The 15,676-nt window shown below is 40.1% G+C and carries 14 protein-coding genes; 5 read left to right on the forward strand and 9 right to left on the reverse strand.

The features are described from left to right. Positions 1–20 precede the first annotated feature (20 nt). The 5 genes from putP to HX743_RS11080 form a co-directional block, all read right to left on the reverse strand. Positions 21–1,511, reverse strand: coding sequence for a sodium/proline symporter PutP (gene putP / locus HX743_RS11060; RefSeq protein WP_178319242.1), 1,491 nt, complete (start codon positions 1,509–1,511; stop codon positions 21–23). A gap of 221 nt (positions 1,512–1,732) precedes the next feature. Continuing rightward, complete coding sequence (locus tag HX743_RS11065) at positions 1,733–2,590, reverse strand: SPFH domain-containing protein (RefSeq protein WP_004972306.1); 858 nt, start codon at positions 2,588–2,590, stop codon at positions 1,733–1,735. A gap of 1 nt (position 2,591) precedes the next feature. Further along, complete coding sequence (locus tag HX743_RS11070) at positions 2,592–3,077, reverse strand: NfeD family protein (protein WP_131260698.1); 486 nt, start codon at positions 3,075–3,077, stop codon at positions 2,592–2,594. A gap of 130 nt (positions 3,078–3,207) precedes the next feature. Next, on the reverse strand, positions 3,208–4,125 hold the full coding sequence (locus HX743_RS11075; RefSeq protein WP_096902052.1) for a patatin-like phospholipase family protein: 918 nt from the start codon (positions 4,123–4,125) through the stop codon (positions 3,208–3,210). A 62-nt stretch (positions 4,126–4,187) separates the two neighbouring features. After that, complete coding sequence (locus HX743_RS11080) at positions 4,188–4,841, reverse strand: 1-acyl-sn-glycerol-3-phosphate acyltransferase (protein WP_178319243.1); 654 nt, start codon at positions 4,839–4,841, stop codon at positions 4,188–4,190. Between the two features lie 227 nt (positions 4,842–5,068). Between HX743_RS11080 and HX743_RS11085 the strand changes: the two genes are divergently transcribed. Continuing rightward, positions 5,069–6,352: an MFS transporter gene (locus HX743_RS11085; protein WP_178319244.1), complete on the forward strand. Its 1,284-nt coding sequence runs from the start codon at positions 5,069–5,071 to the stop codon at positions 6,350–6,352. Between the two features lie 270 nt (positions 6,353–6,622). Here the strand turns inward: HX743_RS11085 and HX743_RS11090 are convergent, their stop codons facing one another. Beyond that, entirely contained in the window at positions 6,623–7,300 is a 678-nt protein-coding gene (locus tag HX743_RS11090; protein ID WP_178319245.1) for a YetF domain-containing protein, read from the reverse strand. Positions 7,301–7,460: 160 nt separating this feature from the next. On the opposite strand from HX743_RS11090, the gene HX743_RS11095 reads away from it, so the two are divergent. Next, the gene (locus HX743_RS11095) at positions 7,461–7,823 is read left to right on the forward strand and encodes an endonuclease domain-containing protein (protein ID WP_136144431.1); all 363 of its coding nucleotides are present in this window, start codon (positions 7,461–7,463) and stop codon (positions 7,821–7,823) included. 133 nt (positions 7,824–7,956) lie between these two features. On the opposite strand, the gene HX743_RS11100 is transcribed toward HX743_RS11095, so the two are convergent. The 3 genes from HX743_RS11100 to HX743_RS11110 all read right to left on the reverse strand — a co-directional run bounded on the left by HX743_RS11100 (position 7,957) and on the right by HX743_RS11110 (position 13,057). Next, a complete protein-coding gene (locus HX743_RS11100; protein WP_136144430.1) occupies positions 7,957–8,628 on the reverse strand; it encodes an HNH endonuclease in 672 nt (223 codons plus the stop codon). Between the two features lie 3 nt (positions 8,629–8,631). Next, positions 8,632–10,098 (reverse strand): AAA family ATPase, encoded by a 1,467-nt coding sequence (locus HX743_RS11105; RefSeq protein WP_136144429.1) that lies wholly within the window; start codon positions 10,096–10,098, stop codon positions 8,632–8,634. A gap of 64 nt (positions 10,099–10,162) precedes the next feature. After that, entirely contained in the window at positions 10,163–13,057 is a 2,895-nt protein-coding gene (locus HX743_RS11110; RefSeq protein WP_178319246.1) for a valine--tRNA ligase, read from the reverse strand. 251 nt (positions 13,058–13,308) lie between these two features. Here HX743_RS11110 and HX743_RS11115 point away from each other — a divergent pair, with 251 nt between their 5' ends. The 3 genes from HX743_RS11115 to HX743_RS11125 all read left to right on the forward strand — a co-directional run bounded on the left by HX743_RS11115 (position 13,309) and on the right by HX743_RS11125 (position 15,676). Next, on the forward strand, positions 13,309–13,977 hold the full coding sequence (locus HX743_RS11115; RefSeq protein WP_104853126.1) for a hypothetical protein: 669 nt from the start codon (positions 13,309–13,311) through the stop codon (positions 13,975–13,977). Positions 13,978–14,019: 42 nt separating this feature from the next. Then, complete coding sequence (locus tag HX743_RS11120; protein ID WP_178319247.1) at positions 14,020–14,826, forward strand: SDR family NAD(P)-dependent oxidoreductase; 807 nt, start codon at positions 14,020–14,022, stop codon at positions 14,824–14,826. Between the two features lie 115 nt (positions 14,827–14,941). Further along, positions 14,942–15,676, forward strand: a complete 735-nt coding sequence (locus HX743_RS11125) for a hypothetical protein (RefSeq protein ID WP_178319248.1) — start codon at positions 14,942–14,944, stop codon at positions 15,674–15,676.

A 15,676-nucleotide genomic window follows, 5' to 3' on the forward strand; every position in this document is an offset into this window, starting at 1 on the left:
TATGCAGATCAATCTACAGCTTAGTGCGATTCTTTATATTGCTGATCGGCCTGTTCAAAACGGTCTGTCACTTCATGACTTGGCGCTTTACCCAATAAACTCACCACGACAATCGCAATCCAAGAACACACAAAGCCTGGAATAATTTCATAAATACCCGTATCTGCCCAAAGGTTTTTCCAGAGAATAACCATAAGTGCGCCGACAACCATCCCCGCCAATGCACCGTTTAAAGTCATGCGTTTCCAGAATAAAGACAGAATAATCAGTGGGCCAAATGCTGCACCGAAGCCTGCCCAAGCATAAGAAACCAATCCCAAAACTTTTGATTCAGGATTACCCGCCATCCAAATAGCAAGCAGCGCAATCATGAGTACCATGCCGCGTCCGACCCACACCAATTCATTTTGTGAGGCATTTTTACGCAGGAACGATTTGTAAAAATCTTCGGTTAAAGTACTTGAACAGACCAAAAGTTGACAGCTTAGGGTACTCATCACAGCAGCTAAAATTGCAGCCAGTACCACACCTGCCACCCACGGATTAAACAGGATTTTGGTCAGTTCCATAAATACTGTTTCAGGGTTGGCATTGACCACACCTGCCAGTTCAGGATGTTGCTGGAAGTAGGCGATACCAAAAAAGCCCGCAGCCACCGCACCGCCTAAACATAGTGTCATCCATGTCATGCCAATACGACGTGCATTCGGAATAGACTTGACTGAATCAACCGCCATAAAACGCACTAAAATATGCGGCTGTCCAAAATAGCCTAAGCCCCATGCCATGAGGGAAATGATCGCGACCCAGCTTAAATCACTGACTAAATTCAGCGCCTGCGGACGAGCCGCTTCTAAAGCAAGTGTGACTTGGCTTAGGTCAGAAAAGCTGAGTAGGGTAATGATAGGGGTCAGCAAGAGCGCAAAAATCATCAAGCCAGCCTGAATGGTGTCCGTCCAGCTGACTGCCAAGAAACCACCAATAAACACATAGCTGATGGTGGCAATAGCACTAATCCACAATGCAGTGCTATAAGGCAGATCAAACATACTTTCAAATAAGCGCGCACCTGCAACCATGCCCGAAGCACAATAAATCGCAAAGAAAATTAGAATTACGCAGGCAGATACAATCCTTAAAATTTTTCTTTGATCATTAAAACGGTTAGAAAAATAATCAGGCAAAGTCAGTGCATTGTGCTGTACTTCGGTGTGTACTCGTAAACGACCTGCCACCAAAAGCCAGTTTAGCCATGCGCCAATAATCAGACCAACGGCAATCCACATTTCAGACAAACCTGAAAGATAAATGGCACCGGGCAAGCCCATCAGCAACCAGCCACTCATATCGGATGCGCCTGCAGAAAGTGCGGTGACAAAACTGCCAAGACGACGACCACCTAAAATGTAGTCCGAGAAATTTCGAGTCGCGCGATAAGCCAATAAACCAATGACAATCATGGCGACAATATAAAACAGGAAAGTAATAATGGTGGGGTTGAGTGCGCTCATACAGTATCCATTTGGGTTTTGGACAGTCGATTAAAATACAGACCGCTGCTAGATGTGAGTCACTCAATTTGGTGAGTGCAGAGATCTCATCTGCGGTGCTGATTTCATCAAGAAACGCGAAATTTAACCATACATTAAAAAATATTTCAGATTTTTTTCTGAATGGGCATAAAATAGGCAGCTTGAAAGCTGCCTATCATCTTGATGTTTATCTGATTTGCTTATGGATTATTGCGACCCATAACACCACGAATAGTATTCAAGACATCTGCAGGTAAGACCACAGTTTTGGCATTGTTGGATTTCGCCATATCTTGCATGGCTTTTACATATTGCTCACCCAATAAGTACGCCACAGGAATTTCTTTATCACCTACCGCAGAGCTGACCATTTCAATGGCACGTTGAGAAGATTCTGCCAATACAACTTGCGCTTCTGCATCACGACGTGAAGCTTCCAAACGACCATCGGCTTCTAAAATAGCCGCTTGTTTTTCACCATCGGCTTTGGTTACGGTAGCACGACGCTGACGTTCTGCTGCAGCTTGTTCTTCCATAGCTGCCTGCATGGTATGCGATGGTTTAATATCCTGAATTTCTACAGTTTTAAGGGTAATTCCCCAGTCTGAAATATCATCAGAAATGGCTGCTTTGAGTTTGGCTTTGATGTGATCGCGCGAAGACAAGGCATCATCCAAATCCATTTCACCCACAATAGAGCGCAATGAGGTTTGAACAAGGTTTTGAATCGCCCAAGTATAGTTTTCAATGCCATACACTGCTTTTTCAGGAGTCGTGAGGTTTATGTACGCAACCGCATTCATGAGTAGAACTGCGTTGTCACGGGTAATAACTTCCTGAGATGGAATATCTAATACAATATCTTTGGTGGTGACTTTATAGGCCACTTCATCGACATAAGGAATGACGAAGTTAAGTCCCGGTGCAAGCGTGGTGTGGTATTTACCCAGACGTTGCACAATCCACTTATAACCTTGCGGAACAATTCGCACGCCTTTAAAAATGGTAATTCCAACAAAGGCTAAAATCGCTAAAACAATAATAGATCCACCAGACATTTTAATTTCTCACTTTTTCGTTGTCATGTGCGCTGTGATGCGGCTGCACCACCAAATCATTACCCAAAATATCAATCACGCGAATACGATCTCCCACTTGCACAGGGCTTGCGGTGCGGCAGTTCCATTCGTCTGAACCAAGTACGGGCATCGGGAAACGGACTTTAATTTGATCATGTTCTAAGTTGGTTTGAATGACCATGCCAATTTGTCCAATAGTGGCTTCGCGTGACAAGCCTGCTTTGGTTTTATCGGTAGATAAGGGTTTGATAAATTTAAACCACGCCAAGGTACACAGTACCGACAAGATAATCCACATCACCAATTGGGTAGTGGTACCCATCATGGGGAACATCCAGTATAAAATACCGACCATGACTGCCCCAATGCCAAACCATAAAGCGGCAAACGCAGGCAAGACCAGTTCTGAAAGCATTAACAGAACGCCTAGTACAAACCAGTGCCAAGGTTCAAGAACGAATTCCATACATCTACTCGCGTATTTTTTACGATTGGTTAATTCTAATTGCTTAGAGAAACGCATCGACTTAAAAAGATGCGCTCTCATCACTTTAACAGATCAATAAGTTTATGAATATTAAAAAAATCACTGAATCCTAAAATTTCGGACGCGGTGCAGGTTTCAGCGCGGCAGGTGATTTTTTAAAGTTATTGATGGCTTGCAGAATTGCTTTGACCTGTAATTGTGCGGCTTTTTCACCTTCTAAAATGGTTTGGTTACTGGCTTTTAAATCTAGAGTACCAATATGTCCAACTTTAGGTTGAATCACGATATTGGCCTGCGCCAATTCCTGATTGATGCTTTGCTGCCCCATAATATTGAGGGTTTGATCGAGTAAGCCCCACATGCTGACAGGTTGATTGCCTGTTGGACGTGCAGAAATATCCACTGCAATGACTAAGTCGGCACCCATCGCTTTAGCCGTCTGTACGGGAATTGGGCTGACCAAGCCGCCATCCACATATTGTGTTCCGCCAATGGTGGCAGGTACAAAAACATTCGGAATACTGCAAGAGGCACGTACGGCTTGACCAGCATTGCCTTTAATAAAGTCGGCTTTACGTCCATTATCTAAACGTGTGGCAACGGCAGCAAAACGAATTGGAAATTTTTCAATCGGTTTATTGGCTACGTGTTGATTGACAAAGTCTTGTAACTTTTGACCTGCAATAAAACCCTGACGGTTTAAGGTTAAATCACGAATGTCGGATTCTTTAAAGGTTAGGGCAATATGTTGGAGCTGATAAGGACTTTTACCACTGGCGTATAAACTGCCGACAAAGCTGCCTGCACTGGTGCCTGTGACAATTTTTGGTTTAATCCCGTGAGACTCTAAAACTTTAATGACGCCAATATGTGCAAAACCTTTAGCACCACCGCCACCCAGCGCCAGTGCAATTACAGGTTCACGTGCTTGGATAGGTGTGGTGCTTGGCGGTGTTTTTGTTGTTTTGTCGCAGCCAGCCAAAGTTAGAGCTAGTACGCCCACTAAAGAATAACGAATCAGTTGCATATCAAATCTAAATTTAGATCAAAGAATATTGCGCCCATCTGAACAAAAAATAGAAACTTTGACTAGCCCTTTTTCAAAAGCTTTTGTAACGGTTTTGCCAACCAATGTGGATTTTTAGCCGAAAACTTGCCGTGATATTGCGTATAAATTGCATCTAAATCTTGAGCATAATCGCCCGTAGGATGAAACACGCCCAAAATATGAATGGTTTTGTGTGCATAATCAAAAGAGAACATCACAATTGGGATATTGGCGCCGTAGGCAATATGGTAAAAGCCACTGCGGATATTTTCGGCTTGTTTACGTGTGCCTTCGGGCGCCATACCAATCCAGATTTTTTCTTTTTTTCGTACAATATCAATAATATCTTGGGTATGTCCTTGAGGAGAATGGCGCACCACAGGAATTACCCCAATCCAGTTTAAAAGTGGCTTGAGTGGGGTTTCAAATAAAGTGTGCTTACCAAAAATAGTAATTTGAATACCTAAACCGAGTAGGGCGGTAAAACCATGCCACGCATCAATATTTGACGTATGCGGTGAGATAATAGCAACTGCTTTGGGCAAGTTGGGAAATTCGCCCACCATTTGCCAGCCTTGCGCCAAAAAAATATTTTTAAATAAAGCACGACTGCTGGCTGTTCCACGTTGTGGAACTTGGTCGGGTAACTGTGGAAATTGCCGTGCACTGCGTGCAAAAGGATTGGTGATTTTCATGAATGCGATGTCATCCTGACGTGCGTGATTAACAACAATAAATACCCAATATCATGACGCATGAATCTAAATCTATTCAAGATATTAGACTTTCGCTTTGTCTGATTCATTGGCAAAATAGTCGAAATCTGAATGTGAAAGTGATGAAAAATAACAATCCATTATTCAAAATTTTAGTGTAGTACTGCGTTTTTTTGATCTTTTGCCCATATCTAAATTGAGATGCTATGCCCAATTTGCGCCAAACTTATTTTTTGTTATTTTCTCTGTATTGGGCGCAGGGCTTGCCTGTTGGTTTTATGACCCATGCCTTGCCTGTAGTTTTACGTGCGCAAGGTGTGTCTTTGGCACACATTGGCGGTTTTGGTTTGTTAATGCTGCCGTGGTCAATCAAAGTTTTTTGGGCGCCATTGGTAGATCGCTTTGGACATTCATATTTTGGGCATTATCGTAGCTGGATTTTGCCGTGCCAGTGGCTGAGTGTTTTGGTGCTGATTGGGCTGTCCTTTTTACCGATTGAGTCCTTAAATCATCCTATATATTTGTGGGTATTTTTTGTGGCTTTGCTCAGCATGAATTTGGTCGGTGCAACCCAAGATATTGCCACCGATGGTTTGGCGGTCAATATTTTACAAGCCAAACAGCAACATTGGGGCAATACCTTTCAGGTGGTAGGTTCACGACTGGGCTTTATTGTCGGTGGTGGAGCAATTCTGTGGGCATTGGATTGGCTAGATTGGCAAAAAACTTTCTTAATTTTAGCGGGATTGGTGTTTTTAAATACCTTGCCAATTTTAATGTTTAAAGAGCCACAACATGCTGCTAAACAAGTGCTTGTTCAAGCTCAAAGTAAAATGTCATTTCACGCACGTCTTGCTGCGATTCGTGAATATCTGCGCTATTTTGTGGAAACGCCTGTACTGTACGCATGGCTATGGGTGTTACTCAGCTTTAAAATTGCCGATGGTTTGGCTGGCCCTTTATTAAAACCTTTAATGGTAGATTTAGGCTTAAGCTTTGCTCAAATTGGCATTTATGTGACCATGTTGGGAGCAATGGCCGCTTTGTTGGGTGCAGGCATCGCAGGGTTGATGCTGAAATGGTGGTCTAGAGCGCATGCCCTCATCATTTTTTCTGTGCTTAAAATTTTGAGTTTAGTGGCCTATGCTTATTTGGCTGAATTGTATGAACAGCAAGTTGATGTGGCACACTGGCTGATTTATAGCATTAATGCTGCGGAAGATTTTTGCTCTGCCATGTTACTTGTAGTGATGCTAACCTTGATTATGCAGTACAGTCGTAAACAATATGCAGGGACTGATTTTACATTTCAGGTTGCGATTATGGCGACTGTGAGCGGGGTACTTTATACCCTGAGTGGAATCTTAGGCGATGCTTTAGGCTACGCGAATTATTTACTGTTGATTTGTATTGTTGCGATTCTATGCTTTGTACTGATCTGGAAATGGGCAAAGCTTGCGAAAGGCGCTCGCTCGTCAGCACTTGAATAAGAATATAGATCATCAAGACAGAATGACAGACCTAAACCACGTTAAAAAGTCATTGCGTGGAAAAAATAAAAGCGACCTTTAAAGAGTCGCTGGAGTATAAAAGGTATCCACATTAAAGCCAATACCGACCTCGTTTTTGTATTTTCAAAAATTATTATTTGCGCTTTCAGTGCTTCTCTTCGGCAGCGCAGGCAGTATAACTTTGAATTATGACAATCCTGCGACAATTTAAGTCGCATAGAAATATGTTGCAGGTAAAATCAGCATATTCTAGCTGCGGTATGGAGTATTGATTGCCTGTGTCCATTGTTGGTGATTACAACGCGGACAGATTTCATTGGCGTGTTCAAGTAAACGGACATGCCCGCAATACATGCAGGCATAATATGTGTTTGGAGTTGTGCGGTACACGGGTTGGCAAGCTTTAGGAAATAAGGGTAAACCATAGCGTGTGGCACCGTCATGAAAAAATAACATGCTGAATTTGCCATCAGTTTCTAGTAAACCGACACGTACTTGTCCCAAATGCTCCACACCTTGTTGGCGCATTTCGGCAAAGAATTCATCATGCGACATTTTGCCGTATTCAATTTTTTCTAAGACCAGTTCGCCATTTTCTACAATATACAGCGATTTACCTTCAATCAAATCTTCAAAGGGTTGGTATTTCATCATGAGCCATGTGGTCAGGCGATACATTCCAATCACCACTGACATCACCACCAAAGCGTGTACCAAAGGTAAATCTTCAGTGAACATGGGGTCGCCCGCAATAGAACCGAGCGATAAAATAATGGCCAATTCAAAAATGGAAAGCTGGCGTACTCCGCGTTTCCCAGTAAGGCGCAAAAATATAATAATCATGCTAAACATGAGTGCTGCCCGAATCATTAATTCGGCAACAAATGCCCATGTGGTGTCGTGAATAAAGATGGTAAACCAATCCATAGATTGTCTATTTTGTTATTTTGATGATTGATACTATGCTTAAATGGAGTAGGTAAAATAGTGGTTTTGAGTAAAGAACTGCAATTATTTGAGTGGTTTAGGAAAATAATTTTTAATTTTTTTGTTTAAAAACTATAAATAAAAAATAATGAATTAAAAGATGAATTCACAACTATTACAATTTGCCAAATCTATGCGTCATGCTGCTACGGATGCTGAAAATTTGCTGTGGCAACTACTTCGTGCCAAACGCTTTATGGAGCTTAAATTTAGACGTCAGCAGGTCATTGCGCCGTATATTGTAGATTTTTACTGTCATAAAATTGGCTTGGTGATTGAGTTGGATGGTAGTAAGCATGGAACTGATGATGCCATTGAATATGACGCTGAACGCACGAAGTTTTTAGAGGCTTTGGGCTTAACAGTCGTGTGGTATTGGAATTCTGATGTGTTGGGAAGGGTGGATGTGGTGTTGGAGGATTTGTGGTGGATGTGTACTAAATTAAAGCAGACCTCTCCCTAACCCTCACTTGCGCTTCGTTTTAAAGTAGTGCTTTAAAACTTGCTCAGGAGAGGGAACTCCAATGTGAAATTTATACAGGCATTAAATCAAATGACGCTCCCTCTCTCTATGGGAGAGGGCTGGGGTGAGGGCTTTAAAAGACATTGCCTACAATTTTTGATAAATCTACATCACGAGTGATATACCATTTCCAAAATGCAGAGAAAGGAAATTCAGGGTCACACATAGCCTTTAACTTTTCTATTCTCAGATTTTTTTCAGATGTTGTTAATATTAAACTATCATCTAGAAGTTCATCTTTAATCATCAAAAGCTTAGTTTGATATCTCTGAATTTGCTTTATCAATGTATGTCTACTTATACCTTTTAGAGCTGTATTCGTATCATTAAAACATTGGTCTAGAAGGCGAATTGTTGACTCAATTTCATGGTTACTTCCTAAATTTCCAACCTTTACAACTACTTTGTGGTCATCGTTATTGACAATTGGGCAGTGTAACTCGATAGCTTGAGCTACATCTAAACTTTGACAGCAATCTAAAATATCTTTATGTATATTTGATTTAATACCATTACAACGAACGCATGAATAGAAAAGATTATCCCAATCATATTTTTTAACAAGATCACCTTCATGGGGATCACGGTGCTCAATATTAACGTCAGAAATTCCTTTTCTTTCACATAAATAGCATTTAGAAAAGAATATAGTTTGAAGTGCTTCAACTACATCTGCTGCACGATAATCCTTAGTCGAGGTGGTTAAGCTTTTAGGGAAAGCAGGTGGTCTTACAACTGAAAACATGAATTAATTACCCTCATGTTTTAATTTAGCAAGTTTATTTTTTGCGACCATGTACTGAAGTTGCAACTCAACTGATAGTTTTTCAAAATCCTTATTAATTTTATTAACTAAACCTTGAATTACATTCAGGTCTTGAGCTGAGTTTTCTGAGTTAATGAACTGTAAAAGTTGATTAGAAAGCTGTTTTAGATTTTCACTCTCATCTTTAACATGGAAAAGCTCTTTAATTATTGATTCATGCGAATAGAAGCTTAAATCTTCCTCAAAAAATTCACGGCTTGAAATATCATAAACTACAGTGTCATTATCGGTTGAAGTAATAACAAAAGGTGAATGAGTACTGACAATAAATTGAATTTTAGGAAAAGCTTTTATCAGAAAAGGTAATACTTTCTTTTGAAGAGAAATATGTAGGTGAACATCAATTTCATCAATAATAGCTATACCTGATAAATCCTCGGGTGGAATATCTTGAAATTGTGCGCGTACTAATAAGTTAGCATAAATATTAAAAACAGCTTTGAAACCCGAAGAAAGAGAATCAAAAGTGAAGGAGATATTTTTATCTTTCTGAATAATTAAAACCTGATCCCCATTTTTTGTAAAAGAAAGTTCTATTGTGGGATTCTCTAAAATTGTTTGGAGATCGCTCTCAATTTTTAAAAACCATCTTTCTATTTCATTTGTATCAAAAACACGTACGCTAATAGGCTCTTCTATAGTCTGTTGCGGTTCTCTAAATTTTATCAGAGCATTAAAAGCCATTTTTTTATCAACTAAAAAGGCTTCTAATGCTTGCTCTACATCATGTTGTTGTGGATTATCTTTTTTGAATGTTTCAAAACTTTGAAAAACTTTTAATGTAAATTGATCAGATTTAACCCTAGAGGATTCAAAATGATATATATTTTTGGAGTGATGGATAGGTTGTATTTCTATTTTCTTATTTTTTTCTAAATAATTATTTGTTAATTTAATTAATGAGTTATGAAAATTATCTATATGGTGTGGATGGTTGTAATAGTAGTACTCCTCTAGGATGGAATTTGGATTATCAATATTTAAATGTTCGTACTGAGTCGCATGGTCAGTTTTAAGAAAGTAAGCTCTCTTTTTCTTATTAAAAAATACATATTTTTTGGCAACCAAGTTTTTAATATTTACTAACTGAGATTTGTAGCTATTTTCAGAATCATATGAATTTCTAAATTTATTTATATCTTTAATTTCTTGATTCTTAAAACCTAGTGAAATAGGATAATTATTAATTCCTTTTTTTAGCAATTCTGATATTTGTTCACGTAAAATGGTTTGAGTATATAACTCAGTATTCTTATCATTTCTTAATTCTTTTACTAATGTGTTTAGGAATCTTGTTTTTCCTGCACCATTTTTACCTGTAATCACTAAATGTCTACCTTTGATAGGTATTGCTATATTATGAAAAAAAATAGTATCTATAAAAGTCATATAAAATAATAAAGGGCTGAATATTCAGCCCTTTATACACAATTTAGATCAAACTAACAACACATTAAAGTGCCGCAATCTGCTCCATATTCGCTTTAATCTTCGCTAATTGGTCAGCAAATTCAGCAAGTTTCACTTTCTCGCCTTCAACCACAGCAGCAGGTGCTTTCGCCACAAAACCTTCATTGCCAAGTTTAGTGGCAATTTGGTCATGCTGCTTTTGAACCTTGTCTAAGTCTTTTTGTAGGCGACCTAATTCCGCTTTAGGATCAATTAAGCCCTTCATTGGAACGTATACAGACACGTGACCAACCACAGAAGAAGAAGACAATGGTGGTTGTTCGCCATCCGTCAAGAAAGTAATGCTTTCAACTTTCGCCAATGCTTTAAACAACGGTTCAATACGAGAAATTTGTGCTTTTTCTACTTCAGTCGTGTTCTGTAAAAGTACAGGCAATAAACGTGCATTACCTAGACCCATTTCACCACGAATGTTACGCACCGCACCAATCAAACCTTGTAGCCATTGCATATCTGCTTCGGCTTGTTCGTTGATTTTAGCTTCATCTGCAACAGGGTAGTTTGCCAACATAATGGTTTCGCCACCCAAGCCAATCATTGGTGCAAGGGTTTGCCAAATTTCTTCAGTCAAGTACGGCATGATTGGATGAGCAAGACGTAAAGAAGCTTCCATCACCGCAAGCAATACACGACGAACTTCGGCTTTGCGTTCTTCAGAAACAGACTCATCATTCAGAACAGGTTTGGTTAGCTCTACATACCAGTCGCAGTATTCATTCCAAATAAAGTCATAAATCGCTTGCGCAGCCAAGTCTAAACGGTAAGTTGCAAACGCTTGATGAACAGCTTGCTCTGCCTTTTGTAAACGGCTCACAATCCACTGTTCAGGCAATTCCCAAAGGTCTTGACGTGCCTCTTGACCAACCGTTTGACCTTCAACATTCATCAATACAAAACGGGTAGCATTCCAAATTTTGTTGGCAAAGTTACGATAACCTTCCACACGTTTCATATCAAACTTGATGTCACGACCTGTATTTGCCAATGCACAGAAGGTAAAACGAACCGCGTCTGTACCGTAAGCCTGAATCCCTTCGGGGAATTCTTTGCGGGTCGATTTTTCAATCTTCGCTGCTTGTTTCGGGTTCATCAAACCAGTCGTACGTTTTTGTGCTAAAGTTTCAAGATCGACACCATCAATCAAGTCTAATGGGTCAAGTACGTTGCCCTTAGACTTCGACATTTTTTGACCTTCGCTGTCACGTACCAAACCATGTACATACACAGTTTTGAACGGCACTTGTGGCGTACCATCTTCATTTTTCATGAAGTGCATGGTCAGCATGATCATGCGGGCAACCCAGAAAAAGATGATGTCAAAGCCAGTGACCAATACATCTGTTGGATGGAAGGTGTTTAAGAAGTAGTTTTCTGCATCTTTCTTGGCATCACCCGTCCAACCTAAGGTCGAGAATGTCCAAAGTGCAGAGGAGAACCATGTATCCAGTACGTCTTCGTCTTGGTTTAATTGAATATCGGCAGGGATATTGTTTTTCGTACGAACTTCTTCTTCGTTGCGACCTACATAAACATTGTCTTCAGCATCGTACCAAGCAGGAATACGGTGACCCCACCACAATTGACGCGAGATACACCAGTCTTGAATGTTGTTCATCCACGCCATATACATATTGCTGTATTGCTCAGGCACGAACTTGATGCGACCATCTTGCACCGCTTCAATTGCAGGTTGCGCTAACGGTGCAATTTTCACATACCATTGGTCAGTCAATAATGGCTCAACAATTACGCCCGAACGGTCACCGCGAGGTGGTTTCAAGGTATACGGTTGGATCTGATCTAACCAGCCTTCAGCTTCCGCTTGCTCAACCAGTCTCTTACGTGCTTCAAAACGCTCTAAACCAATGTAGTCTGCAGGTGCAGGAATGGTTTTAGAAATTTGTTCGCCTGCTTTCGCAATATATTCAAACTCAGCCAATACTTCAGCATTTTTGTTGAAGATATTGATGATTGGCAATTCGCAGCGTTTACCCACTTCATAGTCATTGAAGTCGTGTGCAGGGGTAATTTTTACACAACCTGTACCGAATTCTTTATCGACATACTCATCTTTTACGATTGGAACGGCACGACCTGTAATTGGGAGGATGATGTTTTGACCAACAAGGTGCGAGTAACGCTCATCATCAAGGGCAACCGCAACCGCAGTATCACCCAGCAATGTTTCAGGACGAGTGGTTGCCACTACAATGTGATCTTTACCATCGTGAGTGCGTAGTGATTTATCTTCAAAGAAATATTTGAAGTGCCACAATGAACCTTGTTCTTCTTTATCCGACTCAACTTCTAAGTCAGAAAGGGCAGTTTGTAATTTTGGATCCCAGTTTACAAGGCGTTTGCCGCGGTAAATTAAACCTTCTTCGTGTAATTTCACGAAAACTTCTTTCACCGCATTCGATAAGCCTTCGTCCATAGTGAAGCGTTCACGTGACCAATCTACCGAAGAACCTAAACGGCGGATTTGACGGGTAATGTTACCGCCAGATTGTTCTTTCCATTCCCAGACTTTTTCGATGAATTTTTCACGACCTAAGTCATGGCGGCTGATATTTTGCGCGCCCAATTGACGCTCTACTACCATTTGTGTGGCAATACCCGCGTGGTCTGTACCCGGTTGCCATAAAGTATTTTTACCCGACATACGGTTAAAGCGCGTGAGGGCATCCATAATGGCGTTGTTAAAACCATGACCCATGTGCAAGCTACCTGTGACGTTTGGCGGCGGAATCATGATACAGAATGATTCGCCTTTTTCAGACGGCTTAAAGTAGCCGTTTTCTTCCCAAGTCTTGTACCATTTTTTCTCGATCTCGGTAGGATCGTAGGTTGTAGCAATATTTTGCGCTGAATCAGTCATAGTAAGAACAGGTTAAAAGTGAATAAAAAATTGCAACTATTGTAGCAAAAAAATTGCCTGCTAAGCGAGATTCAACTCAGCCAAACTTATCGCAATTGGCAGTTGGGCAAACTCATCGTATGATGGGCGACAAGTATGATAAAAACTTCAAGTTCTCCGTTGCCTGTAACACTGTTTTAAACTGGGTTTAAGCAATGGATTTTAAAATAGATGAAAACACATCAATACGGTCAAAATAGGCAAGTTCAGTTATGACTTATGCTGTATCTTTAAAATTAAAACCAGAAACATATCAAAGATTTCAACACATTCATCAACAACTCAATGCAGGTGAATCGGAAAGTTTATCTAAAGCTTTGGGGGCGGTACTGACCGATATTTCTTGTGAAATTATTGAGCAACTTTTTGGTGAATTGTCACGTTCTAGTCATTCACTGGATGGTGAATCTGAAAAAATTATTCAGCAAGTCATACAAACCATGCAAAAATATATGCCATGGTCGGTGTCGTTTTTTGGCAATGAACGCTTAACGCCTATGGTGAATTATCTGGCAAGCATGATGTATCAGCAGGAAGGGCAAGGTTTTGTGACTTATCCTGTCGATAGTATTGTTATGAAAGAAACGTTGGGTTGTATTGAGCAAATTCGGCAGGGCAACAGTGCATGTATTGCGCCTGCATTTAAAGGGTTTACTCAAATTATTGATCAGGGCGTGGGTTATTTAATTCGTGATCCGAAAAAAATGCTGAAATTTAATTTGGTGGTCGATAAAACTTTAAACGGCGTGATTCATTTGACTACGCAACTGGGGTATAAACGCCTAGAAAAAATGGGTGCGCAATTCGATTTGGAAAGTGCAGAGATATATTTAAACCATTTTCTTGGGTTTTTGCAGCATCCTGTAAAACCTAAGACTTAAATTTTGATGACTTAAATTTTTAAATAACGCGGACAAACGGTTATGGCAAAACGGGAAAACTTGGAACATAAAGTGGTGTGGATTACAGGTGCATCTTCTGGCATTGGTAAGGCATTGGCAAAAGAGTGTGCTTTACAAGGTGCACAAGTGATTTTAACCGCACGTCGTTATGAAGAACTTGAAAAAGTACGCGTGAGTTTGCTGAATCCTGAACGTCATCTTTCTGTATGTGCAGACATCACCAATGAAAGTCAGGTGTTACATGCGTATGAACAAGTTTTGGCACGTAAAGGACGCATTGACTGGCTAATTAATAATGCAGGTTTAAGTCAGCGCGCTTTAATTGCCGATACCACTATGCAGACTGAACGCACCATTATGGAAGTGGATTATTTTTCTCAGGTCTTTCTGACCAAAACTGTCTTGCCGACCTTTTTACAGCAAAAACATGGTCGCATTATTTTTGTATCTAGTGTTGCAGCATTATTGGGTACGCAATATCGCGCGTCATATTCTGCAGCGAAAAGTGCTATTCACATGTGGGCGAATAGTTTGCGTGCCGAAGTAGCGGAGCAGGGCGTACAGGTTTCAGTTGTTTTCCCAGGATTTGTAAATACCAATGTGTCTTTTAATGCATTAAATGGTGAAGGCAAACCACAAGGACATCAAGATGAAGCCATTGAAAATGGTTTAGATGCTGATGTTTTTGCTAAAAATACAGTTGAAGCACTCATGGCAGGCGATGAATATATCGTGGTCGGGGGCGCTAAAGAAAAACTGGGCGTGTTGGTGTCGCGTTTATCGCCAAGTACTTTATATAAAATGATTCGTAAAACCAAAGTGAAGTAATTTTTAATCAAAGTGACTTCAAAATAAAATAATAAAAACAAAAAGAAGGATGAGCCATGCGTTTAATAATGAAAGGTTTTTTTTTATCAGCGCGTGGCTTTTCGCTTTCTTAGGGATGACTCAAACGACATTTGCCAAATTACAAACAAACGATGATTCGTTGTGTAAACAACCTGAATATATTGAAAAGATTTTACGACAGCACACAAATACAACCACAGTGAATGAGGACTTTTTGGCTTGTGCAGATTTCCCCAATGTTCCTGAACAAACTTTAATTGCTTATGCTGAAACTCAGACAAAAGATGATCAACCTGTAGATGATTATCAGCTGACTTTTTTAACCGTAAATAGTAAAACGCAAAAGCTTCATTCAATCTATCACGTGAAAGAGCTTTTGCCTTCAGATGCAATTGAACTGCGTTCTATCCAATTAGATTTGGCGCCGTATCAAGTTTCTGAAAGCTTAAGGGCAATTGGTTTAAGAAGGAATTATGCAGGACGTTCAAGTGCCAATCCATTTTCGGCGCAAGTACTCGATTTATATGATTTACAACATAACAAGAAAATTTTAAACGGCTTAATCGTAGCGCGCTATCAGGCAGAAACCGATACACGTTGTAATGCCAAAGTAATAGAAAGCAAAGCTATTTTAATGATCTTGCGAAATACAACTCGACAATATTTTGATATGCAATTACGTGATCGTATTCAACATTATGAAATGTCGGGCGATTTAGAAAATTGCAAAGAAACTAAACGAGTGTCTACTCAACAGCGTTTCACTTTAAAATTTGATGGTCGGCAATATCAAATTCCTCAGCCTTATCGAGATCAGTATTTATACTAA

Source organism: Acinetobacter sp. Swhac1 (assembly GCF_013390985.1).
In the GTDB taxonomy this organism is placed as follows: Bacteria; Pseudomonadota; Gammaproteobacteria; order Pseudomonadales; family Moraxellaceae; genus Acinetobacter; species Acinetobacter towneri.